General features: G+C 39.2%; 21 protein-coding genes and 1 riboswitch. Of the genes, 15 read left to right on the top strand and 6 right to left on the bottom strand.

What is annotated here, in order from left to right; translation table 11 throughout:
* Positions 1–15 precede the first annotated feature (15 nt).
* Genes thiE through thiM form a run of 3 tightly spaced genes read right to left on the bottom strand, consistent with a single transcriptional unit; the run spans position 16 to position 2,229 of the window.
* On the bottom strand, positions 16–660 hold the full coding sequence (gene thiE, locus ACOMCU_RS16790; protein ID WP_010860202.1) for a thiamine phosphate synthase: 645 nt from the start codon (positions 658–660) through the stop codon (positions 16–18).
* On the bottom strand, positions 650–1,474 hold the full coding sequence (gene thiD / locus ACOMCU_RS16785) for a bifunctional hydroxymethylpyrimidine kinase/phosphomethylpyrimidine kinase (RefSeq protein WP_421050791.1): 825 nt from the start codon (positions 1,472–1,474) through the stop codon (positions 650–652). Before thiD ends, thiE begins: the two co-directional genes overlap by 11 nt.
* A complete protein-coding gene (thiM, locus tag ACOMCU_RS16780; protein ID WP_421050790.1) occupies positions 1,474–2,229 on the bottom strand; it encodes a hydroxyethylthiazole kinase in 756 nt (251 codons plus the stop codon). The genes thiD and thiM overlap by 1 nt, the downstream gene beginning before the upstream one ends.
* An 88-nt stretch (positions 2,230–2,317) precedes the next feature.
* Positions 2,318–2,416, bottom strand: a riboswitch (TPP riboswitch).
* 190 nt (positions 2,417–2,606) lie between these two features.
* Here thiM and mbcS point away from each other — a divergent pair.
* From mbcS to ACOMCU_RS16755, 5 genes are all read left to right on the top strand, one after another.
* Positions 2,607–4,208 carry an acyl-CoA synthetase MbcS gene (mbcS, locus tag ACOMCU_RS16775; RefSeq protein WP_010860199.1) on the top strand — a complete coding sequence of 534 codons (1,602 nt, stop codon included), beginning with the start codon at positions 2,607–2,609 and terminating at the stop codon, positions 4,206–4,208.
* Between the two features lie 166 nt (positions 4,209–4,374).
* Positions 4,375–5,388, top strand: coding sequence for a signal peptide peptidase SppA (gene sppA / locus ACOMCU_RS16770; protein WP_010860198.1), 1,014 nt, complete (start codon positions 4,375–4,377; stop codon positions 5,386–5,388).
* Positions 5,389–5,400: 12 nt separating this feature from the next.
* Complete coding sequence (locus ACOMCU_RS16765; RefSeq protein ID WP_010860197.1) at positions 5,401–6,012, top strand: RDD family protein; 612 nt, start codon at positions 5,401–5,403, stop codon at positions 6,010–6,012.
* A gap of 281 nt (positions 6,013–6,293) precedes the next feature.
* Positions 6,294–6,797, top strand: coding sequence for a thiol peroxidase (tpx, locus tag ACOMCU_RS16760; protein WP_010860196.1), 504 nt, complete (start codon positions 6,294–6,296; stop codon positions 6,795–6,797).
* Positions 6,798–6,887: 90 nt separating this feature from the next.
* Entirely contained in the window at positions 6,888–7,817 is a 930-nt protein-coding gene (locus tag ACOMCU_RS16755; RefSeq protein WP_010860195.1) for a class I SAM-dependent methyltransferase, read from the top strand.
* 70 nt (positions 7,818–7,887) lie between these two features.
* Here the strand turns inward: ACOMCU_RS16755 and ACOMCU_RS16750 are convergent, their stop codons facing one another.
* Positions 7,888–8,349: a universal stress protein gene (locus ACOMCU_RS16750; RefSeq protein WP_010860194.1), complete on the bottom strand. Its 462-nt coding sequence runs from the start codon at positions 8,347–8,349 to the stop codon at positions 7,888–7,890.
* Positions 8,350–8,649: 300 nt separating this feature from the next.
* Between ACOMCU_RS16750 and ald the strand changes: the two genes are divergently transcribed.
* A complete protein-coding gene (gene ald / locus ACOMCU_RS16745; protein WP_036130650.1) occupies positions 8,650–9,771 on the top strand; it encodes an alanine dehydrogenase in 1,122 nt (373 codons plus the stop codon).
* Between the two features lie 220 nt (positions 9,772–9,991).
* Here ald and ACOMCU_RS16740 read toward each other — a convergent pair whose 3' ends face one another.
* Positions 9,992–11,080: a M24 family metallopeptidase gene (locus tag ACOMCU_RS16740; protein WP_421050789.1), complete on the bottom strand. Its 1,089-nt coding sequence runs from the start codon at positions 11,078–11,080 to the stop codon at positions 9,992–9,994.
* 126 nt (positions 11,081–11,206) lie between these two features.
* Here ACOMCU_RS16740 and ACOMCU_RS16735 point away from each other — a divergent pair, with 126 nt between their 5' ends.
* Complete coding sequence (locus tag ACOMCU_RS16735; protein ID WP_010860191.1) at positions 11,207–11,890, top strand: metal-dependent hydrolase; 684 nt, start codon at positions 11,207–11,209, stop codon at positions 11,888–11,890.
* 153 nt (positions 11,891–12,043) lie between these two features.
* Positions 12,044–13,351 carry a DRTGG domain-containing protein gene (locus ACOMCU_RS16730; protein ID WP_010860190.1) on the top strand — a complete coding sequence of 436 codons (1,308 nt, stop codon included), beginning with the start codon at positions 12,044–12,046 and terminating at the stop codon, positions 13,349–13,351.
* Positions 13,352–13,491: 140 nt separating this feature from the next.
* Here ACOMCU_RS16730 and ACOMCU_RS16725 read toward each other — a convergent pair whose 3' ends face one another.
* Complete coding sequence (locus ACOMCU_RS16725; RefSeq protein WP_010860189.1) at positions 13,492–13,797, bottom strand: YtpI family protein; 306 nt, start codon at positions 13,795–13,797, stop codon at positions 13,492–13,494.
* Between the two features lie 90 nt (positions 13,798–13,887).
* Here ACOMCU_RS16725 and ACOMCU_RS16720 point away from each other — a divergent pair, with 90 nt between their 5' ends.
* The 7 genes from ACOMCU_RS16720 (at position 13,888) to pyk (ending at position 23,517) form a co-directional block, all read left to right on the top strand.
* Entirely contained in the window at positions 13,888–14,832 is a 945-nt protein-coding gene (locus ACOMCU_RS16720) for a DHH family phosphoesterase (protein ID WP_036130641.1), read from the top strand.
* Between the two features lie 26 nt (positions 14,833–14,858).
* The gene (dnaE, locus tag ACOMCU_RS16715) at positions 14,859–17,942 is read left to right on the top strand and encodes a DNA polymerase III subunit alpha (protein WP_421050788.1); all 3,084 of its coding nucleotides are present in this window, start codon (positions 14,859–14,861) and stop codon (positions 17,940–17,942) included.
* 130 nt (positions 17,943–18,072) lie between these two features.
* Positions 18,073–18,705 (top strand): FadR/GntR family transcriptional regulator, encoded by a 633-nt coding sequence (locus ACOMCU_RS16710; RefSeq protein WP_010860186.1) that lies wholly within the window; start codon positions 18,073–18,075, stop codon positions 18,703–18,705.
* Positions 18,706–18,735: 30 nt separating this feature from the next.
* Positions 18,736–19,593, top strand: a complete 858-nt coding sequence (gene accD, locus ACOMCU_RS16705) for an acetyl-CoA carboxylase, carboxyltransferase subunit beta (RefSeq protein ID WP_421050787.1) — start codon at positions 18,736–18,738, stop codon at positions 19,591–19,593.
* Positions 19,586–20,542 (top strand): acetyl-CoA carboxylase carboxyltransferase subunit alpha, encoded by a 957-nt coding sequence (locus ACOMCU_RS16700; protein ID WP_010860184.1) that lies wholly within the window; start codon positions 19,586–19,588, stop codon positions 20,540–20,542. Before accD ends, ACOMCU_RS16700 begins: the two co-directional genes overlap by 8 nt.
* Before the next feature lie 227 nt (positions 20,543–20,769).
* Positions 20,770–21,729: a 6-phosphofructokinase gene (pfkA, locus tag ACOMCU_RS16695; protein WP_010860183.1), complete on the top strand. Its 960-nt coding sequence runs from the start codon at positions 20,770–20,772 to the stop codon at positions 21,727–21,729.
* A 27-nt stretch (positions 21,730–21,756) separates the two neighbouring features.
* The gene (gene pyk, locus ACOMCU_RS16690) at positions 21,757–23,517 is read left to right on the top strand and encodes a pyruvate kinase (RefSeq protein ID WP_010860182.1); all 1,761 of its coding nucleotides are present in this window, start codon (positions 21,757–21,759) and stop codon (positions 23,515–23,517) included.
* Positions 23,518–23,639 lie beyond the last annotated feature (122 nt).

Genomic DNA, 23,639 nt, shown 5'->3' with positions numbered 1-23,639 from the left:
TTAAATTTACTGTTTTTATCCCGTACTATTGCATTGAAACGATTTCAAAGTGGCAACAGTATGTTGTATATTAACACTTTCACAAATAGTAGAAATAACAGCAATACCATTCGCACCCGCTTTAAAAACTTTCTGTGCATTGGACTCATCAATTCCGCCAATTGCTACTATAGGCAATTCAGGAAGTTCAGTACGAACTTGTTGTAAAAATTCAGTACCGCATGGTGGTTTGGCATCACTTTTTGAAGTTGTTGTAAAAATAGGACCAATACCTACATAATCAGCTTCGTACTGTATAGCAGTGTGCACTTCTTCTATTGTATGAACAGACACACCAAGCAACATTTTTCCGATTTTTTCTCGGATAACCGCAACAGGAAAGTCATCTTGCCCAACATGGATGCCATCAGCACCAAGTTTTAAAGCAAGCTCGATATCATCATTGACGATAAACGGAATATGACACTGTTTGCAAAGCTTTTGACAACTTTGAGCAAAAATTTCATAAGCCTGGCCAGTTAATGCACCTGGACCCTTTTCGCGAAATTGAAACATAGTAATGCCTGATTGTAGTGCTTCTTCAAGCACTTCTAATGGACGGCGCTTATGAACGTTTGTCGAACCCATAATAAAATAAAGCTGTAAATCATTACATTTCATGAATCGTTACCTCACAAGAATCTTTATATTTATGGTAGGCGAAATGATTCGTCGGACCATGCCCATTGCCAATAGATAAATCATGTGTAATGGCGAGTTGAATAAATTTTTTTGCTTCAACTATAGCTGTATCTATAGGTACTTTACATCCAATAAAAGCTGTTAATGCAGCAGAGAATGTGCAGCCCGTGCCGTGAGTATTTTTCGTTGCAATACGTGTCGTTTGCATGGAAAATGTTCGACCATCTTTAAAAAATACATAATCAGTCGAAAAATTTATGTCAGCTAAATGTCCACCTTTAATGACAACACATTGTGTGCCTAGTTGTAAAAGTGTTTGAGCAGCTTGGCTAATGGATGTAAAATTATCGATTTTTCTTCCCGTTAATACTTCTGCTTCAGGTATGTTTGGCGTAATAACAGTTGCTAATGGCAATAAATAACATCGCATTGCCTGCATTGCCTCCCGTTGCAATAAGCTTTCGCCACCTTTGGCAATCATTACAGGATCTATAATAAGTGGGATATCTAAGTTAGTCATCATGTTTGCGATTGCTTGAATAATATCAGCGGAAAAAAGCATTCCTGTTTTGATAGCGCTAATCGGAAAATCCTCTAATAGTGCATAAAATTGTTTCTCAATAAAGCTTGTTTCAATTGGTAAAACACCTGACACACCTAATGTATTTTGTGCAGTTAATGCTGTAATAACTGAAGTGCCAAACACCTTTAATTCTTGAAATGTTTTTAAATCTGCTTGAATTCCTGCACCACCGCCGCTATCAGAGCCTGCAATTGTAGTCACGATACGCATTACTTTTCACCGTCCTTTGACAGATGATGTAACTCATTTAAGACCGCTATTTGAAAATCACCAATATTTTGTGTCGAGCAGGCAGCTTGTTCAGCTAGTTTTTTATAAGCCAATAAAGTGCCTACTAATTGTGTAAATGGCTCGTTATGTGCAACATAAGCTGCGGCACAGATGGCGCTTAATAGACAGCCTGTCCCTGTGACTTCTGTCATTTGATAATGGCCACCTACAATCCATTGCATCTGTTCCCCATCGGTTATAAAATCTTTTTCACCGGTCACAATAACAATACAATCATAGCGTTGAGCTAATTGCTTTGCTTCCTCTTCAATGCAAATTGATCCGCTGCCACTGTCCACGCCTTTTTGCTGCCAACTCACATTTGCAATAGCTGCAAGCTCGCCCATATTGCAACGAATAACAGCAAATTTAACTTCGGCTAATAGTTGATGGACTGTTTTTTTTCGAAAAGTAGTTGCCCCAGCACCAACGGGATCTAAAACAACCGGGATGTCAAGTGTATTAGCCATTTTCCCAGCACGTAACATAGATTCTCTAGTACGGTTATTTATCGTACCAGTATTTAATAATAGCGCAGAAGCAATCTTTACCATTTCATCGACTTCATCGACTTCATCGGCCATTACAGGAGAAGCACCAATTGCCAATAAGCCATTTGCTTGAAAGTTTGCCACAACATAATTGGTTATACAGTGAATGAGTGGCTTTTGTTTACGGATTGTTTGTAAAATCATTGTAAGTCCTCCTTTTTTGGATGGACGTAAGCATGCAAAAAAAACTCTTTTTCGTGCAAGGAATCCACGTGAAAAGAGCTTTTCATCAATAACAAGATGTATTGCTCCCTACGTCAGTATTAACTAACAGGTTCAAAGGGTCAGGTTTTACCTTCTCAACTCAGGATGAGTCCCCCCGCAATCATGATTTTAGTTGACCAAAATGTACCATACTTTTTCACGGTGTACAATAGCGAGTTTTCATTATAGGAAAAGCAGTGACTGATGCCATATATAGAAGCATGATAGTTGTCATGACTTTTTAAAAATAAGGCTCCTTCCATTGAAAATCATGAAAAATGAGTTTTATAATGAGCATAGCGAAGGGGGCATATGCCATGAAAAGACAAGAATTACTCGCACCAGAGTGGTATAACATTGCAGAAGAACTTGAAAAGTATGCACAGGATCCAACTAAAAATGCTTTAATAGTTTATAACGAAAACGAAGAAATACAATATATTACATATAAAAGTCTACTTGAAAAGGCAAATCAGGCAGCACATGTATTAACATCTCAAGGATTAGTAAAAGGAGATGTACTGTTAGTTATGGTGCCGAGGTCCGTTGAGGCATACATTGTTTATATTGCAGCATTAAAGGCTGGTTTGACGATTATTCCAAGCTCTGAGATGTTACGTGCAAAGGATATAGACTATCGAATCACACATGCTGATGCAAAGGCTGTTATTGCATATGAACCGTATATTGAGCAATTTGATGAGGTAGCAAATTTAGAGGACGTACAGCAGTTTGTCATAGGTCGTGCACATGCTCCGTGGCAACCACTGCTAGAACAAATGGAGAATCAGCCAACTACTTATACAAGCTCTACGCCGACGAAGAGTACTGATATTGCATTTCTTGCTTATACAAGTGGTACAACAGGTAATCCAAAGGCTGCTGTTCATACGCATAGCTGGGGGTACGCACATTTACGGACAACAGCACCAAATTGGTTAGGTGTTCAGGAAAATGATATTGTATGGGCTACTGCAGCACCAGGATGGCAAAAATGGATTTGGAGTCCATTCCTTGCAACGTTAGGAAGTGGTGCAACAGCTTTTGTATACAAGGGGAAATTTAATGCAGCAACTTATTTATCATTACTTGAAAAATTTGAAATCAACGTGCTGTGCTGTACGCCAACAGAATATCGGTTTATGGCGGCACTTGAAAATTTACATGACTTTAATTTGAGTGGAATTCGCCAAGCTGTATCTGCAGGAGAACCGTTGAATAGTGAGGTTATGAAAATATTCTTGCAAAACTTTAAATTACAAGTACGTGATGGCTATGGTCAAACTGAAAATACATTACTTGTTGGGACAATGGTAGGTATGGAAGCACGTGTCGGCTCCATGGGTAAACCAACGCCAGGAAATACTGTAGCTATTATTGATGATTTTGGCAACCCAGTTGCAGAAGGTGTCGTTGGTGATATAGCAGTCCATCGTGAAACGCCGGCATTATTTAAAAAGTATTTTAAAGATCCAGAACGAACAAGCTTACAATTCCGAGGTGATTGGTATATCACTGGAGACCGTGCATATAAAGATAAAGATGGTTATTATTGGTTTGAAGGACGCGGTGATGACGTAATTATTTCTTCAGGCTACACAATTGGGCCATTTGAGGTGGAAGATGCTTTGATGAAGCATCAACAGGTGAAAGAGGTCGCAGTGGTAGCGAGTCCGGATGAAGTAAGAGGAAATATTGTAAAGGCATTTGTTGTATTACATGATGGGCAAATAGCCCATGAATCACTTATTGAAGAACTACAAGACCACGTAAAAACGTTAACAGCGCCCTACAAGTATCCACGTGCGATTGAATTTGTAGAGGAGTTACCAAAGACTGCTTCTGGTAAAATTCGTCGTGTCGAACTACGTCAACAAGAAAAGTATCGGTATACTCAGCAATCATTTCCTAGGAAATAATGTCGAAAATCAAAGTTCATTTTTATAGTATGAACTTTGATTTTTTTAATGTGTAAAGGACATTATTTATGGGGAAATTTATAAGATAAAATTTTTGCATAATATTGCAAAAAAGTGAAACATTTTAGACGTTGGGACGTATAACGTGTTGAGGAGGCGGAAAGACATGAATGTTAAAAGGTGGGTAGCCTTAGTTATTGCAGGTGTATTATTATTTGTTTCACTAGGTATTAATACCATATTTGCAATATTTAAAGCAGATTTCTTTGGTAACTTTGACAGCCTAATGGCTGGCAATAATTTAGAGGTATTTGAAACGGTGATTGAAGGAGAAGATTTTAATAAAAGGATTGCGTACTTAAAAGTTGATGGTGCGATTCAAGATATTGGATCTAGCTCATTATGGCAACCGGTGGCATATGATCACCAGTTTTTCTTAGAGCAATTAGACAATATTTTATATGATGACACAGTAAAAGCAGTTGTTTTAAGCGTTAATTCACCAGGTGGTGGTGTCAAAGAATCAGCAGAAATTTATAAAAAGCTATTAAAAATTAAAGAAGAACGTCAAATTCCAATTTATGTATCTATGGATTCGATGGCAGCTTCAGGCGGTTATTATATTGCCGCACCTGCAGATAAAATTTTCGCACATCGTGATACGATAACTGGCTCTATTGGTGTCATCATGCAGTCAATCAATTACCAAGAGCTAGCTGAAAAAGTAGGCGTAAAATTTCAGACATTTAAATCAGGCGAACATAAAGACATGTTAAGCCCGATGCGCGATGTTACAGAAGAAGAACGTATTATGATGCAAGATATGATTAATGAAACCTACGAAGAATTCGTTGATATAGTTGAAAAAGGTCGTAATATGTCTGAAGCAGATGTTAAAAAGGTAGCGGATGGTCGTATTCTTGGAGGAACAAAGGCACTTGAAGCTGGCCTAATCGATGAAATTGGCGATGAGGAAGCAACGATTGCAGCTTTACGTGCTGATTATGGTTTAGAGGATGCAGCACTGTTTGAATACACATACGATATGGGTGGCTGGCAGTCTTACGTTGGCATGAAGATTGGTTCAATGTTTGGCCCGTCTGCTGAGGAAAAAATGCTGATGAAGATTATGGCTGACTATAAAGCGCCAAAAATGATGTACTTATACGGCGAATACTAAGGAGGGTGTACCATGACAAATAATGAATTCGTTATACTAGGGCAACCCTCTTTTGAACCAGGATCTCTCTCTAATAAGACAGAAACTGTTTTAGAAACTAGACACTATGCATTAAAAACAGCTGGCTTTTGGGTACGTTTTTGGGCATTCTTATTGGATGGACTGCTTATAACAGCTGTTGGGGGAATACTTGTAAACCCGATTTTTTACTTAATGGATTGGTCGTTGTCAGAAACAGTATGGTATGCGCCCATTTCTATTATTTCAGCCATTATCTATTATGGCTATTTTGTATTGATGACAAAATTTTTCGGGCAAACTTTAGGGAAAATGGCTTGTGGTTTGCGTGTGGTATCATTAAAACATGATAAGTTAACATGGTCAGATGTCCTTTTCCGAGATTGGATTGGCCGTTTTATTAGTAATATCTTTATGCCACTGTATATTTTTGTAGCTATTTTGCCAGACAATCAAGGCTTACATGATTTTTTTGCGGAAACCACTGTTGTCCATGAAAAAATCTATGTAGAAAAAAAAGAAGAGCCTACAGCTTTACCTCTTCCCAAGAAAGACACTGAGCCTGAAAAGCTGGAGCAAACGCTAGAAGAAAAAATAGAAGATTGATGGTTGGGCTGTCTCACAAAAAATGAGACAGCCTTTCTATTTGTTAAGTCAACATGATATGTTGTACCCGAGCGGACATGGACAGACGCAGAGTGTAGGTGAGTATCCAAGTATGAATTGATAAAACGTTTCAATATCTACTGCGAAATAAATAAGCAATGAAACTATTAGAAAAACATGAGGTCTCCAGAAAGATCATTTTTCAGTTTAAGCTGTCTCAGTTGCATTTAATTCCCCACATTTAGTAATATTATGTACATATGATGAAGGAGGCGTTTATTATGGCACAAGTAACATTTAAAAATGGTCCAGTAACACTAGTAGGGAACGAAGTAAAGGTTGGAGACCAAGCACCAGCTTTCACTGTATTAGCAAACGACTTATCACCTGTTTCTTTAAAGGATTCAGAAGGGAAAATTCGTTTATTTAGTGTTGTCCCATCATTAGATACAGGTGTATGCGATGCGCAAACACGTCGTTTTAATGAAGCAGCAGCAAACTTAGGCGATAATGTAGTTATTTACACTGTATCCGTGGATCTTCCATTTGCGCAAAAACGCTGGTGTGGTGCTGCAGGCATCGATGCTGTTCAAACAGTTTCTGATCACCGTGATCTTTCATTTGGTGAAGCATATGGCGTGTACATTCAAGAATTACGACTTTTAACACGTGCAGTATTTGTAGTGGATGCAGCTGGTAAAGTAACATATGTGGAATATGTCCCAGAAGCTACAGACCATCCTAACTATGAAGCAGCGATTGCCGCTGTAAAAGCACTAGCGTAATCCGCTTCTTTTAGGCTAAGATAATACTAGACAAAGGAGCTGTGACAAGTTTGTTGTCACGGCTCCTTTCTGCGTGAAAGGAAGTTTTGTATGGAAAAGATCGAGAAATTATTTGCATTGCTGAATGAGCATGCTGAAAAGCTAGAAAAAGAACAAAATACAACACTATTAGAGGGCATGCTGGATGGTTTAGAGGCATGGCTAGATGGGGAAGTTGATTTCTCACAGGAAGATACAACGAAAGAAGATGTGCGGAAAGCAATTCAAATTGCCATCTTAAAGGGAATGCGGAAAGGCTCCCAGCCAAATCATCAAATGACGCCAGATACGTTGGGCTTATTAGTAGGCCATTTTGTTGAGCAAATTTTTGCTGAGCGTTTCGAAAAAGGAAAACTCTCTATAATGGATCCAGCTGTTGGTACAGGCAATTTACTATTGACTGTTATGAACTTACTGGATGGTAAAATAGAGGCTTCTGGGGTAGAGGTTGATGAGTTACTGATCCGTTTAGCGGCAGCAACGGCAGATTTAATAGAACAACCCGTATCCCTATTCCGACAAGATGCACTGCAAGATTTATTAGTAGATCCCGTAGATGCGATTGTTTGTGATTTACCAGTTGGTTACTATCCAAATGATGATGTGGCATTGGATTATGAATTGTGTGCAACCGAAGGAATGAGCTATGCACACCATTTATTCATTGAACAGTCTGTTAACTATACGAAGGACGGCGGTTATTTATTTTTCCTAGCGCCAACTCATCTTTTTGAATCTGAGCAATCAAAGCAGTTGCATAAGTATATTCAAAAACATGCATGGATCCAGGCTATTATCCAATTACCAGATACCATGTTTGCCAATAAAGCACTTGAAAAAAGCATTGTTATTTTACAAAAACAAGGTATGAATTATAAAGCGCCAAAAGAAGTGTTACTTGCGAAGGTGCCAAATATGCAAAATAAACAAGCACTTGCTATGTTCTTTGAGAAAGTGAAGATGTGGCTAGAAGGTAAATAATAATATATAGTAAATTCTAAAATAAAAAAGGTATCCAAGTGTTTTGGATACCTTTTTATGTATTACTTCATTAAGCTTCTGGAGAGCGTTCTGGTGTACGGATTACAAGTACATCACATTTAGCTGAACGTACGATTGCTTCAGAAACAGAACCGATTAGGAAACGTTCTACAGCGTTAAGACCAGTAGCACCACAGATGATTAAGTCTGCATCCACGATGTTAGAAAGCTCTTTTGTGATAATATTTTTTGGAGAACCGTATTCGATTACAAGGTTTACATTTGTTAAGCCTTCTTCTTCAGCTTGCTTTTTGTAACCGTTTAGTAAATCTTCAGAGAATGCTTGTGCGCGTTCCGCAATTGAACGGTCATATGCTTCGATTGCAGCGAATGAACGAGTGTCAATAACATTTACTAGATTTAATACAGCACCCTCGTTACGTTTTGCAACGTCGATCGATTTACGGAAAGCGTATTCAGCTTCTTTTGAACCGTCTACAGCAACTACAATGCTTTTATAATGATTAGCCATTTGTATTACCTCCCTATATTTATATTCTGATTATACCAAATGATTTCCTAAAGGAAATACTTTCCGAAGGAAAAATTGTGAAAAACTAAAGGCGTTTACTGCTAAATTTATATATACTTTTAAAAATCTTAATATTCAGCATTATGAAAATCTTATAAATTTCACTTGAAACCGCATTAATTAAAGCATTTTTTGCACTTTTTTGGTAAGATGGAAGTGCATAAGGGGTGTATCAATTACGCTAATGCAGAATTGATGAAACAATGCTTATTTCAAAGGTTACGGAAGGGGACAGGAAACATGAAGATTGGTATTCCAAAAGAAATTAAAAACAATGAAAATCGTGTAGCAATGACACCAGCAGGAGTTGTAACATTAACACATGCAGGCCATGAAGTGTACATCGAAGCAGGAGCTGGTCTTGGCTCAAGCTTCACAGATGCAGATTACCTAGCTGCCGGAGCTCACATTGTTGCAACTGCAAAAGAAGCATGGGCACAGGAAATGATTTTAAAAGTAAAAGAACCTGTAGCAGCGGAATTCGATTATTTTTATGAAGGCCAAATATTATTTACTTATTTACATTTAGCGCCGGAGCGTGAGCTGACGCAGGCACTTTTAGATAAGAAAGTTGTAGGTATTGCCTATGAAACAGTACAGTTAGCAAATGGTTCTTTACCTTTACTAACACCAATGAGTGAAGTTGCTGGCAAAATGGCGACACAAATCGGTGCACAATTTTTAGAAAGAAATCATGGTGGTAAAGGGATTTTACTAGGAGGCGTATCGGGCGTGCCTCGTGGAAAAGTTACAGTTATTGGTGGTGGTATCGCTGGAACAAATGCAGCAAAAATAGCTGTTGGAATGGGTGCAGATGTAACTGTAATTGATTTAAGTCCAGAGCGTCTACGTCAAATAGAAGATTTATTTGGGCGTGAAGTTCAAACATTAATGTCAAACCCTTATAATATTGCGGAATCAGTGAAAAATTCGGATTTAGTTATTGGAGCTGTTCTAATTCCTGGAGCAAAGGCACCAAAGCTTGTTTCGGAGGAGATGATTCTTTCAATGCAACCAGGTTCTGTAGTGGTTGATATTGCCATTGATCAAGGGGGAATTTTTGCATCGTCTGATCGTGTAACTACACATGACGATCCTACGTATATTAAACATGGCGTTGTGCACTATGCAGTAGCAAATATGCCAGGCGCTGTACCACGTACATCAACAATTGCTTTAACAAATAATACAATTCCATATGCATTGCAAATTGCGAATAAAGGTTATAAGCAAGCATGTATCGATAATCCAGCACTGAAAAAAGGTTTAAATACATTTGACGGGCATATTGTGTATAAAGCAGTTGCAGACGCACAAGAATTACCATACATCCATGTCGATGATTTAATGACATTAAGCTAATTAAAGTGGCAGTTAAGCGGTGGAACTAGCGTCTCCAGCTCTTAACATGTGGACTTTTTGTATAACATAAAAAGGGAAGCACCATTGGCAAATGGATGCTTCCTTTATTTGTTTTATCGGCATTAACTTAAGTTGAAGGTAAAGCCCCATCAACAGCCCTACGTCCTGTCGCGCTTCATAAATCAATTATTCTTTATGACATTGCCATTAAAATTATACGCTACAGAACAATTAATTCTTTTGGGAATTTTGTTAGCACTTCTACGCCATCATTTGTGACAACGACATCGTCTTCGATGCGAACACCTGTTACATCAGACTTGTAAATACCTGGCTCAATAGTGAATACCATACCTTGCTCCATCGTCATATCGTTAGCACCTGTAACAGAAGGGAATTCGTGTACAGAAATGCCAAGTCCATGACCTAGACGATGCGTAAAATATTGTCCGTAGCCAGCGTCAGTAATGGTATCACGTGCAATTTTATCTAAGTCCATTGCGCGAACACCTGGTTTTACGGCTGCAATCGCATTGTTATTAGCTGCTAGTACTGCATTATATATTTCCTTCTGTGCATCCGTAGGTTGGCCAAAAGAAACAGTACGTGTAATATCAGAGCAATACCCCTCGTAAATAACACCAAGGTCGAATAATACCATATCGCCTTTTTCTACTTTACGGGCACCTGGTTTACCGTGAGGGGAAGCAGTTTTAGGGCCACTTAATACCATTGTTTCAAAGGACATCTTACAACCCTTTTCTTGAATCGCACTTTCAATGGCAGTTAAAATCTCCATTTCTGTTTTACCTTCAGCAATCTCTTTGCAGCCAACTTCAATAGCATAATCTGCTAGTTCAGCAGCTTTTCTTAATTTATCTAACTCATCTTCATCTTTGATAACGCGCATTGCATTAATTTGCTCGTCAAGGCGAACAAAACTTGCCTGTGGAAATGAATGCTGTAAAGCTTCTAAACGTTCTACTATGAGCTGCGATTTTTCAATTGCACATGTAGATGGATCTCCATTTCGAGCTTTGATAGCTTGAGCAAGTATTTCCATAGCATTTTCCGTATCTTGGTGACCAATTACTTCATATGGCCAACCGGCATCCTTTGCATCTGGCATCTCCATTTGAGGACAAATTAAAAAGGGCTCCGACTCTTTAAAAATCATCACACCTAGTAATCTTTCATGGGGATTGCTTTTAAAACCTGAAACGTAAAAAACATTATCTGGTGTCGTTACAAAAGCAGCATCAATTTGATTTTGTTGTAAATAATTTTGAATTTCCTCAACCTTCGACATTATCATTTCCTCCTCATATTTCTCTATAGTTTTATCCTGTACAAGCATATCAAAAAAAGGGAAAAAGCGCATGGGTAGCGAATTAATATGATGAAGCAAAAAATGTAATGCAAGGAGGAATGACAAATGGAAATAAGTTATCATGGACATTCTGTTGTCAAAATTCAATCAAATGGTAAGACGATATTAATTGATCCTTTCATTAATGGAAATGGACAAACTGATTTGCAGGTTTCTGAGGAAGCACCGGATATTATTTTACTTACACATGGTCATAATGACCATGTGGGCGATACGGTAGAGCTTGCACGAAAAAAAGATGCGCTTGTCATTGCACCAAATGAGCTGGCAAACTGGATTTCATGGCAAGGCGTAAAAGCGCATCCAATGCATATTGGCGGTGCGAAAGAATTTGATTTCGGTAAAGTGAAATTTACACAAGCTTTCCATGGCTCCTCCTATACAACTGAAAATAATGAAATTATTTATATGGGTATGCCAGCTGGAATCTTACTATTTATCGAAGGTATAACGATCTATCATGCAGGTGATACGGCATTATTTAGCGATATGAAACTGATTGGCGAAAGACATCCAATTGATGTGGCGTTTTTACCAATAGGTGACAATTTTACAATGGGGCCAGAGGATGCGGCTTGTGCCGTGTCGTTTTTAAAGCCGAAAATTGTCGTACCGGTGCATTACAATACATTTCCTCCAATCGAACAAGATCCTCAAATTTTTGCAGATTTAGTTCAAAATGCAGAGGTTCAAATTTTAAAAGCCGGTGAAAAAGTAAACTGTTTCTAATTTGTGACGTCGCTGTACTATATAGATTGACACCACGTGCGTAGTTGAAACGGTGGGCAAAGTTCAACAATTTCACCACTTTATACTCAATATTTTTATAAAAAATATGGTACACTAAGAGCAGAATTGATTGCTTGAGAAATAGGTGATATTTTGTCTACAAAACATGAGAAGATTTTACAATATATCGAGTCACTACCCGTGGGCGATAAAATTTCAGTACGTCAAATTGCAAAAGAAATGCAAGTGAGTGAAGGAACGGCATACCGTGCCATTAAGGAAGCCGAAAATCGCCGTTTGGTGAGCTCCATTGAACGTGTCGGAACGATTCGTATTGAAAAGAAAAAGAAGGAAAACATTGAGCGATTAACTTTTGCAGAAATTGTTAATATTGTAGATGGCCAAGTTTTAGGTGGTAAAACAGGTCTACATAAAACATTAACAAAATTTGTTATTGGAGCAATGCAATTAGAAGATATGATGCGTTATACAGATGCAGGGAGCTTACTAATCGTAGGTAACCGTATAAGAGCACATGAAAATGCGTTGCGAGCAGGTGCTGCTGTGTTAATCACAGGTGGTTTTGATACAACGGAGGCTAACAAACAGCTGGCAGATTCATTAGATTTACCGATAATTTCAACGAGCTATGATACTTTTACCGTAGCGACAATGATTAACCGCGCAATTTATGACCAATTAATCAAAAAAGATATATTATTTATTGAGGATATTTATGTACCGATGACAGATACATCAGTACTTCGCAATGATGAAACGATTCATCATTTCCATAAGCTGAATGAGCGTACGACGCATGGTGCATTCCCTGTCGTAACCATGAATAATAAGCTAATTGGCATGGTAACGGTAAAAGACGTTATAGGTAGGGAAGAAGATGAGCTAATTGAAAAGGTCATGACGAAAAATCCAATTGCTGGATCCATGAAGATGAGTGTTGCTTCGGCAGGACACCGCATGATTTGGGAGGGCATTGACCTACTGCCAATTGTTAACGATGATAACGTCTTACAAGGAGTTATTAGTCGTCAAGATGTGCTGAAGGCATTACAACTTGCACAAAGACAGCCACAGCATGGAGAGACAATTGATGATTTAGTTAAGAATGAAATGAAGGTACTTGGCGATGAGAATTTAATCGTTGAGTTTAAAGTGACACCACAAATGACAAACCAATATGGGGCGATCTCCTACGGAGCATTTACAACGCTACTTGCAGAGGTTGGTTCGTTTGCATTGAAGCGTCGAAAGCGTGGAGATGCAGTGGCAGAGAACATGACGATTTATTTCATTAAGCCCGTGCAAATGGAAAGCACACTTACCGTTAAACCTCGAATTCTAGATATGAGTCGTAAGTTCGTTAAAATGGACTTCGAAGTATTTAATCATCAAGTACTTGTTGGTAAGGCAATGATGATGTTCCAGCTACTAGAGCGTTAAGTGTACAAAAAAGGGATGGTCTAGCGCAAATACTAGGTCATCCCTTTATGGCTTTATGCAGTTTAACGGTTACTGAAACTTCCGTTGTCATCACTCAAAGAACAAATCAGACTCCGGTTAATGTCCGATTAAGTTATTACTTATTGGTTAATACGGAATTCTTCTTTAACGTATTGACCGTAGTGACGGACCTTTTTAACATTCTCTATTACAACAAAGATGCCTAAAACGACAAGAATTGCTACAATAATAAAGGTATACGTACCAGGGAATAAATACGCCTGGTTTAAGGCGAACAATAAGATAAACGCGCCTAGACCTACGTTTGCTTTACTTTTATACCAGTTTTTAGCGATCGGTAAAGTAGAACGGAATTGTCTTGTTTTAAAATAAAAATAAAATACAAACGCTATGATAATCGCAAATACAAAAATTAAATTGAGCATAGTAAACCTCCTAGCATAACTAGTCATTATTGTAACGATAATTTAAGAAAATTGCTAACGGTTATTACTATCATTTTGGGGGAAACCATTTTGAAAAGACAAATCATCGACACAATTGCTTCATATGAAACAATCGTTATCCATCGACATGTGCGCCCTGATCCCGATGCTTATGGGTCACAAATTGGCTTAAAGGAGTTACTTTTAGCAAATTACCCAGAAAAGAAAGTATACGCAGTTGGTGAGCATGATGCATCCCTGTCATTTTTAGCAATGCCAGATCAAGTTGCAGATGATGTATATGCAGATGCACTAGTCATTGTTACGGATACAGCAAACACTGAACGAGTAGATGACCAACGCTATACGAAAGGTAAAATGGTCATTAAAATTGATCATCATCCAAATGACGATGCATATGGGGACTTACTGTGGGTTGATACGACAGCAAGTTCATGTAGTGAAATGATCTATGAACTTTTTGAGGAAGGCAAAGAAGTAGCTAACTGGACGCTATCTGCTGCAGCAGCAAGATTATTATTTGGTGGAATTGTTGGTGATACTGGTCGTTTCCAATTCCCAAGCACGACCGTGAAAACCTTTAAAATTGCTGGCGAGCTCATTACATATGATTTTGATCGAAATCAAATCTTCGATGGTATGTATGAAATGGAACGTAAACTATTAAATTTACAAGGCTATATTTATCAGCATTTCCAAATGGATGATAATGGTGCAGCTTTTGTGAAGCTTACGAAGGAATTGCTTGCTGATATTAATGTTGTGCCATCAGAAGCATCACTTTTAGTAGGTTGTCTTGGAAGTGTAAAAGGAATTTGTGCATGGGTAGTCTTTATTGAAGAAGGCGATCAAATTCGAGTACGTTTACGTTCAAAAGGACCTATTATTAATACATTGGCCAAGGAATTCAATGGTGGTGGACATCCGCTTGCTTCAGGCGCAACTGCGTATTCATGGGAAGAGGCGGACCGTGTAACAAAACGTTTACAGGAAATCTGTCAGGCATATCAATAAAAATGGAATGAGAGGAAGGGATTCTTTTGACACACGTGTATACACAAATGCATACGAGCGCGGATTTATTGAAAAGTACGATTCGACTTGAGCAATTGATCCCTTTTTTACAAGAGCAGAATACACAGGCCTGTGCAATCGTCAATTCGAAATTGTACGGGCTTTTGCCTTTTTGTAAAGCAATGCAGCAGGCCAATATTCATGCTGTATTAGGGCTAACGGTGAATGTGCAGTGGCAGGAAACTGTAATCCCAGTTGTTTTGTATGCACAGACACAAGAAGGCTACCAACATCTATTAAAGATTAGTAGTGCCGTTTCTATTAAAGAAAACGAGGTCTTACCATGGAAATGGCTTGAAGGCTATTCGGCGGGCTGTTTAGCAATGTTTTCTTCAGGTCACTCAACAGAGCTAGAGGAATGGACTGTGGTCGCAAGTGCCCTCCATCTTGTCTTTGCAGAGCGATTTTTTATAGGTATTGCAAGACCAGCAGGTGTTGTTTCGGAAAGGGAAACGGCTATTTCGTTATGGTGTGAGGCTGAAAACGTAAGGATCGTTGCCGCACAGGACAGCTATTTTTTACGCCCAGAAGATCACTTTGCCTTTGAGGTTGCTAGAGCCATTGAACAGGGGGAAAAGCTCAGTGACACAATGCTAACAGCTCACTTACAGTGGCATTTTGCACCAACGAGGGAAGAGTGGCGTGCATGGTTTGTCGATCGTCCACAATGGCTTGAAGCAAGTGCATTGATGCTCGCTAGCTGTATAGCGAAAATCCCAGAGGCACATGTCCAAATGCCGAAATATCCTGTATCAGGTGATGACACAGCTGAAAGTCTACTCATTAAAGAAGCTTTTTCGGGACTTGCTGCACGCTTTCAGCAGTCGGAAATACCGACAGCCTATCGTGAACGACTTCATTATGAGTTAGATATTATTTGTTCGATGGGCTATGCGGATTATTTTTTGATTGTTGCTGATTTTATGCGCTTTGCAAAAGAAAATCATATTTTAACAGGACCAGGGCGTGGGTCATCGGCAAGTTCACTTGTCGCTTTTAGCTTATCCATTACCCGTGTTGATCCTCTTGAATATGGTTTATTATTTGAACGTTTTTTAAACCCTGAACGAGTTACATTACCTGATATAGATATTGATTTTGTCGATAGTAAAAGGCAAACAGTTATTCAATACGTTGCACAAAAATATGGTAAGGCAAATGTAGCGCAAATCATTACCTTTGGTACTTTGTCTGCAAAAGCTGTTGCCAGAGATGTCGCTCGTGTTTTTGGTTTTGAGGCAGAAACATTAGAAAAAATTTCAAAAATGATTCCTAATAAACCAGGGATGACGTTACAAAGAGCAATAACAGAATCACAAAATTTCCAAGGCTGGCTAGCTGAAAGTGAATACCATCGTCAATGGTATGAAGTGTCGTTAAAACTAGAGGGCTTACCTAGAAATTCTTCTACACATGCGGCTGGAATTGTGTTATCACCAACACCGTTAGTAAATACCGTACCGATTGAAAAGGGGCATGACGATATTTATTTAACCCAATGGCCAATGGGAGACGTCGAGGCGAGCGGACTTGTGAAAATGGACTTTTTAGGCTTACGCAATTTAACTATATTAGAGCAAATACGTTGGTCAATTTATAAAGCGGGAGGGCCATGGATTGAATTCGAACGTATCCCGTTGCAAGATGAAAAGACATTCCAAGTACTACAAAGTGGCGATACAGTCGGGATTTTCCAATTAGAGTCTGAAGGGATGAAGCAAGCATTACGTGATATTCACCCAACGCATTTTTTAGATATTGTCGCTGTTAACGCACTTTATCGTCCAGGACCGATGGATTTTATACCTATCTATGCACGACGAAAAGCGGGGAAAGAGCCTGTCATTATGCCACATCCGACACTGGAACCAATTTTGAAAGAGACGTTTGGTGTTATTGTCTACCAGGAACAAATTATGCGCATTGCTTCTGTCATGGCTGGTTTTACGATGGGGCAGGCTGATTTACTACGTCGTGCGGTTAGTAAGAAAAAGCGCGAGGTACTAGAGGAGCAACGTGCTGCATTTGTCAGTGGAGCGATGAAGCAAGGTTTTGCTATAAACATTGCAGAAGAGGTGTATGCGTTAATTGTACGCTTTGCGGACTATGGTTTTCCGAAAAGTCACGCGGTAGCCTATAGTATAATCTCTTATCATATGGCCTATTTAAAGGCACATTTCCCGAAAAGTTTTTATGCGGCTTTATTATCGAATGCGACAGGTAATACCGAAAAAATACAGCAGCTTGTCGCTGAAGCGAAGGAAAAAGGCATTCCATTTTACCCACCTTCCTTGCAGCGGAGCACAAAGTTCTTTACTGTCGAAAATAATGGTATTCGCTATAGTTTATCGGGCGTTAAAGGTGTGCCACAACCGTTTTTAGAGAAGGTAGTAGCTTTGAGAAAAACAAATCAAGATGCCTTTCATAATTTATTTGATATGGCTGTTGCTTTAAGTGCACAGCACTTTAAACCGAAAGTGATGGAGTCTTTAATTTTCGCTGGAGCACTGGATTATTTAGGGAAGGATCGTGCGGTGTTGCTGACAACTTTAGAGGCAGCTTTGAAGCAGGCAGAACTCTTACGCCCAACAGAGGATATCGATCTTGAAACAGCTACAACTTTTGCATTCGGTAAGCCGAAGTATATGGAGGCACAAGTCATGTCGCAAAAGGAAAAGCTGCAGCATGAGAAAGAAAGTCTAGGCTTTTATATAACAGCACACCCTGTCTCTAAGGAAAGAGTATTTTGGAGTGATGTGAATGCTACGTGCCGTGAGCTGAAAAGTATGCGTGAGGGCACGTATGTAAAAATGATTGGCCTGGTTGAAGAAGTGAAGAAAATCCGCACAAAAAAAGGTGAGCAAATGGCTTTTGTTCAACTCCAAGATGAATTCGGTATGGTTTCTGTGACATTATTTCCTCAGGTGTTTCAGTTAGTCGAGGAAATGTTATTAGAAGATGAATTGTTATACATTGAAGGATCGCTGGAACTGCGGTTTGGCAAGCCTCAAGTGAAAGCAAAACATGCGCAAACGACGAAAAAAATATGAAATTAAACAAGATTTTAGAAACTGCATAAACTCTATGCAGTTTTTTCTTTACATTTATACAGTTATTTTGTAAGCTAGAGTCAACGTTAAAAAGTGGTCAGACCACTTTTTTGATAGGGGAGTTAATCGTATGGATAAACAAACCGAACAAAAGAAAGTGTTTTTAGAAATCGTTCAGCAGTTGCGTCAGCTTATTCACTTGGAGAAAATTCAAGCTGGAGAGAAGCTACCTTCTGAACGAGTTCTTTCTGAGCGTCTAGGGGTCGGCCGCTCCTCTGTGAGAGAGGCGCTTCGGAGTTTAGAATTGCTTGGACTCATTGAAACGAGACATGGTGGAGGTACTTTTCTTGCCTCAACACATAAGCATCAGCTCGTAGAAGTCTTGTCGATGTTTATATTAGAAGATGAAAAATCAAAAAAAGATGTCGAATTCACGCGACAAATTCATGAAAAGGAAGCTATCCGCGTAATAAGTTGTACAGAGATTCTGCGAACATTACCAGTGTGGGACAGTTTCTTTGTGAAACTAGAAATAGAAGGGTCGGTAAATTGTCGGGATATTTTACGAGAGTTATTAATTACGACAGGCAATCGCCTTGCACTAAAAATCTGGTTTCAATTAGCAGCTTATGACGGTGACCGTTTAAATCGAAACTCAACAGAAGAAGAAAAAATAATCATTCAAACAATGTTGAAATCGATGCAGCTTGGTTATGAAAAAGAGGCATTACAAGCTTACGAACAGTGGATGGGCACTGTATAAAGCATTTAGACAACAAAGGGGGAGTCAGACATGGCAATACGCGATTTATTTAGTGGAAACCGAAAAAAGAAACAGGATGGACAGGAAAAGGCATTTCCAGAAGGACTCATGACAAAGTGTCCAGAATGCCGTCATATCCAGCTTACGAAAGAATTAGAAAAGCATCATAAAGTCTGTACGAAATGTGGGCATCATTTTAAAATGACTGCACAGGAACGTGTAGCGTATTTCTTAGATGAAGGTTCATTTGTGTCAATGGACGACCATTTACAAACAAGTAATCCACTTGGTTTCCCAGCCTATGTAGAGAAAATTACGGCCGATCAACAAAAAACAGGATTAAATGAGGCTGTATTGACTGGCCTTGGTACACTTGATGGAGTAGAAATTGTTGTAGCGATTATGGATGCCCATTTCCGTATGGGTTCAATGGGCTCTGTCGTTGGAGAAAAAATTACACGTGCTGTTGAAAAAGCAACGGAATTACGTTTACCTTTTATTATTTTTACGGCAAGTGGCGGTGCACGTATGCAAGAAGGCGTATTATCGTTAATGCAGATGGCAAAAACGAGCGTGGCATTAAAGCGCCATAGTGAACAAGGTCTGTTATTTATTTCCATTTTGACGCATCCAACAACTGGCGGCGTTTCTGCAAGTTTTGCCTCTGTCGGTGATATTAATATTGCTGAACCACAAGCACTCATTGGCTTTGCTGGTCGTCGAGTGATTGAAGAAACAGTGAGAGAAAAGCTTCCAAACGATTTTCAAACGTCAGAATTTTTATTAGAGCATGGACAACTTGATGCAATTTTCCATCGTAAGGATTTACGAAAACAAGTGACAGTGCTTGTAAAAATGCATACGAAAGGCGGCGTGCAACATGTCTAAAACATTAGCTTTTGAGGAACCAGTTGTACAATTACGAGAAAAAATTGATGAACTAAAAACAATTGCTGCTGAAGCAGATGTAGATATGACAGGCGAAATTGAAAAGCTTGAAACACGCTTAACACAGTTAGAGCAATCTATATATGCAAACATGAAACCGTGGGATCGTGTGCAAGTTGCACGTCATCCTGAGCGTCCAACAACGCTTCAATACATCGAGGCAATGTGTGAAAACTTCATTGAGCTACATGGAGATCGAACATTTGGAGACGATGCGGCAATTCTTGGAGGGATTGCCATTTTCGAAGGACAGCCAGTAACTATTATCGGACATCAACGTGGAAAGTCTACGAAGGAGAATATCCGACGTAACTTTGGTATGCCTCATCCAGAAGGTTATCGTAAAGCATTACGTTTAATGAAACAGGCAGAGAAGTTCAACCGCCCAATTATTTGTTTTATTGATACGAAAGGTGCGTATCCTGGTAAGGCGGCTGAAGAACGTGGTCAAAGTGAAGCGATTGCTCGTAATTTAGTGGAAATGGCTGGCTTAACAGTACCAGTCATCAGCGTTGTTATCGGAGAAGGAGGCAGCGGAGGTGCACTTGCATTGGGAGTAGCAAACCGTGTTTTCATGCTAGAAAATTCAACATACTCGGTAATTTCTCCTGAGGGAGCTGCATCGATTTTATGGCGTGATGGGAGCCTGGCGAAGCAAGCTGCTGAAGCAATGCGGATTACCGCACCTGATTTAAAAGAACTTGGTGTTATAGATGGTATTGTTCCAGAAGTAACGGGAGGCGCGCATCGCAATGTAGCGAAACAGGCACTCTATTTAAAAGAATGTATCAGTGACACATTAAAAGCATTACATTCTTTAAACGGTGAACAATTGGTCGAAGACCGGTATGAGAAGTTTAAAAAAATCGGACAATATACTGAAGGATAACTCGATTTAGATTTTAGGTATTGAAAGATGAAATAAGGACAATAATACATAGTATTATTGGAAAAATGGTAGATTTTAGATTTTTTTCGATGGAAGGAGTGTGTGAAAGCGCATTCTTTTCATTTTTTATGTAAAAGTTATGTTTTTGTCGTTCCAGAACCCTTACATAGTTTGTTTTTTCGTGTTAATGTGAATAATAATAGATAACTGCAGGAGGTTGTTCGACAATGAAAAAAATTGCCGTTTTAACAAGTGGTGGAGATGCGCCAGGCATGAACGCAGCCATTCGTGCAGTCGTTCGTAAGGCAGCTTATCATGGAGTTGATGTTGTTGGGATTAAGCATGGTTATGAAGGTCTAATTAAAGGCACTTATGAGCCACTTGATTTAGGTTCTGTAGGTGGCATCATTCAAAGAGGTGGCACGAATTTATTTTCAGCACGTTGCCCTGAATTTAAAGAAGATGCTGTACAACAGCAGGGCATTGAGAAAATGCGGGAAGCTGGTATTGATGGTCTTGTCGTTATCGGTGGTGACGGGTCCTATCGTGGTGCAATGGACTTAGTGAAAAAAGGATTTCCAGTTGTTGGTGTACCAGGGACGATAGATAATGATGTTCCAGGCACTGAGTATACAATTGGTTTTGACACTGCCCTGAATACAGTTGTTGAATCCATTGATAAAATTCGTGATACAGCGACTTCTCATGAAAATTCATTCATTGTTGAAGTAATGGGGCGAGACGCTGGGGATATCGCATTATGGGCAGGTTTGGCTGCAGGTGCGGAAACAGTATTAATTCCTGAAGAAGATTATAATTTAGCGGACATCGTGACACGTTTAGAGCGTGGTGAAGCACGGGGTAAAAAGCATAGTATTATCATTGTTGCTGAAGGTGTAATGTCTGGGAATGAGTTGGCAAAACTTTTAAAAGAAAAAACTGGGAAAGAGACACGTGTTTCTGTACTTGGTCATATTCAACGTGGAGGTTCTCCAACAGCACGAGACCGTGTACTTGCAAGTCAGTTTGGAGCACACGCAGTAGAATTACTAATAGAAGGTAAATTTGGTCGAGCGGTTGGTATTCGCAATCATAAAGTAATCGACTATGATATGCCAGAAGCTTTTGAAAAAAATCATGAGGCAGATGTAGGTTTATATTCTTTAATGAAAGAACTTTCAATATAATTTGCATAAAAACGGAGTGGGCAGAAAATGAGAAAAACAAAAATCGTATGTACAATTGGACCAGCAAGTGAATCACCAGAAACTTTAGAAAAACTTATCGAGGCAGGTATGAACGTAGCTCGCTTAAATTTTTCGCATGGCACACATGAAGAACATGAAGTGCGCATTAATTTGATACGCGAAGTAGCAGAGAAGTTAGGCAAACCTGTGGGAATTTTACTAGATACAAAAGGACCTGAAATTCGTACACATAACATGCAAAATGGCGAACTACATTTAACAACAGGTCAAGTTATTGATATTTCAATGACTGAAGTAGAAGGAACAGAGGCAAGTTTCTCTGTCACTTATCATCAATTAATTGAAGACGTAGAACAAAACTCAATTATTTTATTAGACGATGGTTTAATTCAATTACGTGTATTAGCTACAGATACAGAAAATGGCCTAATCCACACAATTGTAGAAAATGCCGGTGTATTAAAAAATAAAAAAGGTGTCAACGTACCAGGTGTTTCTGTGCAACTTCCTGGAATTACCGAAAAAGATGCACAAGATATTTTATTCGGCATTAAGCAAGGCGTCGATTTCATTGCAGCTTCATTCGTACGTCGTGCAAAGGATGTGCTAGAAATCCGTGAGTTGCTTGAACAAAACGGTGGTGGCCATATTCAAATTATCCCGAAAATCGAAAATCAAGAAGGTGTCGACAATATCGACGAAATCATCTTAGTATCCGACGGGTTAATGGTAGCACGTGGAGACCTTGGGGTAGAAATTCCTGCTGAAGAAGTTCCTCTTGTACAAAAGAAATTAATTTTAAAATGTAACCAAGTAGGTAAACCCGTAATTACTGCAACGCAAATGTTAGATTCAATGCAACGTAACCCTCGCCCAACACGTGCTGAGGCAAGTGACGTTGCCAACGCTATTATTGATGGAACAGATGCGATTATGCTATCGGGTGAAACAGCAGCGGGCCTTTATCCAGTTGAATCTGTACAAACAATGAATAAAATCGCAGAGCGTACAGAACATTCATTAGATTATAAGGCTATCGTATCCACAAGAAGTCGTGAAAAAGAAGCAAATATGACAGAAGCCATTTCACAGGCAGTTGCCTATACTTCGATTAACTTAGGCGTAAGAGCCGTACTTGCACCAACAGAAAGTGGTAATACAGCTCGAATGATTGCAAAATATCGACCAGGTGTGCCGATTGTCGCGGTAACAGGCTCTGTCAATACAGCGAGTACATTAACTCTTGTTTGGGGTGTATATCCAGTAGTATGCCAACGTGTAACAACGACAGATGAAATTTTAGAGCTTGCTGTTGATGAAAGCTTAAAACATGGTTATGTAACACACGGTGATGCAGTTGTTATTACAGCTGGTGTACCAGTGGGCGAAGCGGGTACAACAAACTTAATGAAAGTACACATTATTGGAGATTTACTTGCTCGTGGACAAGGTATTGGCAAAGCTTCTGTAATCGGCAAAACAGTTGTTGCAAAAAACGCAGCAGAAGCACTTGCTTATGATACAGAAGGTTGTATTTTAGTAACAGTTGGCTCGGATCGTGATATGATGCCAGCACTAGAAAATTGTATCGGTCTTATTACGGAGGAAGGTGGACTGACAAGCCATGCAGCGGTTGTTGGGCTAAGCCTTGGAATTCCAGTTATTGTTGGTGTTAAAGAAGCAACGACAATAATTCGACACGGTCAAGAAATAACAATGGATGCTGAAACAGGTGTCATTTATAAGGGGCATGCGAGTGTTCTTTAATTAATAACGAAAAAGCTCTAGTACGTGACACCGTACTGGAGCTTTTTGTTTATAGTGCAATATATAGAGGCTAAATAGTATTTACAGCTATCGCTACTGTTCCTTAAAAGTACACAATATTT

It is taken from the genome of Lysinibacillus sp. UGB7 (assembly GCF_049058285.1).
In the GTDB taxonomy this organism is placed as follows: domain Bacteria; phylum Bacillota; class Bacilli; order Bacillales_A; family Planococcaceae; genus Lysinibacillus; species Lysinibacillus sphaericus_B.
This window is presented reverse-complemented; position numbering and strand designations above follow the sequence as displayed.

Bases quoted from the DNA above. Each gene is read 5' to 3' on its own strand.
- thiE (WP_010860202.1), bottom strand. From the start codon at position 660: ATGAAATGTAATGATTTACAGCTTTATTTTATTATGGGTTCGACAAAC.
- thiD (WP_421050791.1), bottom strand. From the start codon at position 1,474: ATGCGTATCGTGACTACAATTGCAGGCTCTGATAGCGGCGGTGGTGCA.
- thiM (WP_421050790.1), bottom strand. From the start codon at position 2,229: ATGATTTTACAAACAATCCGTAAACAAAAGCCACTCATTCACTGTATA.
- mbcS (WP_010860199.1), top strand. From the start codon at position 2,607: ATGAAAAGACAAGAATTACTCGCACCAGAGTGGTATAACATTGCAGAA.
- sppA (WP_010860198.1), top strand. From the start codon at position 4,375: ATGAATGTTAAAAGGTGGGTAGCCTTAGTTATTGCAGGTGTATTATTA.
- ACOMCU_RS16765 (WP_010860197.1), top strand. From the start codon at position 5,401: ATGACAAATAATGAATTCGTTATACTAGGGCAACCCTCTTTTGAACCA.
- tpx (WP_010860196.1), top strand. From the start codon at position 6,294: ATGGCACAAGTAACATTTAAAAATGGTCCAGTAACACTAGTAGGGAAC.
- ACOMCU_RS16755 (WP_010860195.1), top strand. From the start codon at position 6,888: ATGGAAAAGATCGAGAAATTATTTGCATTGCTGAATGAGCATGCTGAA.
- ACOMCU_RS16750 (WP_010860194.1), bottom strand. From the start codon at position 8,349: ATGGCTAATCATTATAAAAGCATTGTAGTTGCTGTAGACGGTTCAAAA.
- ald (WP_036130650.1), top strand. From the start codon at position 8,650: ATGAAGATTGGTATTCCAAAAGAAATTAAAAACAATGAAAATCGTGTA.
- ACOMCU_RS16740 (WP_421050789.1), bottom strand. From the start codon at position 11,080: ATGTCGAAGGTTGAGGAAATTCAAAATTATTTACAACAAAATCAAATT.
- ACOMCU_RS16735 (WP_010860191.1), top strand. From the start codon at position 11,207: ATGGAAATAAGTTATCATGGACATTCTGTTGTCAAAATTCAATCAAAT.
- ACOMCU_RS16725 (WP_010860189.1), bottom strand. From the start codon at position 13,797: ATGCTCAATTTAATTTTTGTATTTGCGATTATCATAGCGTTTGTATTT.
- ACOMCU_RS16710 (WP_010860186.1), top strand. From the start codon at position 18,073: ATGGATAAACAAACCGAACAAAAGAAAGTGTTTTTAGAAATCGTTCAG.
- accD (WP_421050787.1), top strand. From the start codon at position 18,736: ATGGCAATACGCGATTTATTTAGTGGAAACCGAAAAAAGAAACAGGAT.
- ACOMCU_RS16700 (WP_010860184.1), top strand. From the start codon at position 19,586: ATGTCTAAAACATTAGCTTTTGAGGAACCAGTTGTACAATTACGAGAA.
- pfkA (WP_010860183.1), top strand. From the start codon at position 20,770: ATGAAAAAAATTGCCGTTTTAACAAGTGGTGGAGATGCGCCAGGCATG.
- pyk (WP_010860182.1), top strand. From the start codon at position 21,757: ATGAGAAAAACAAAAATCGTATGTACAATTGGACCAGCAAGTGAATCA.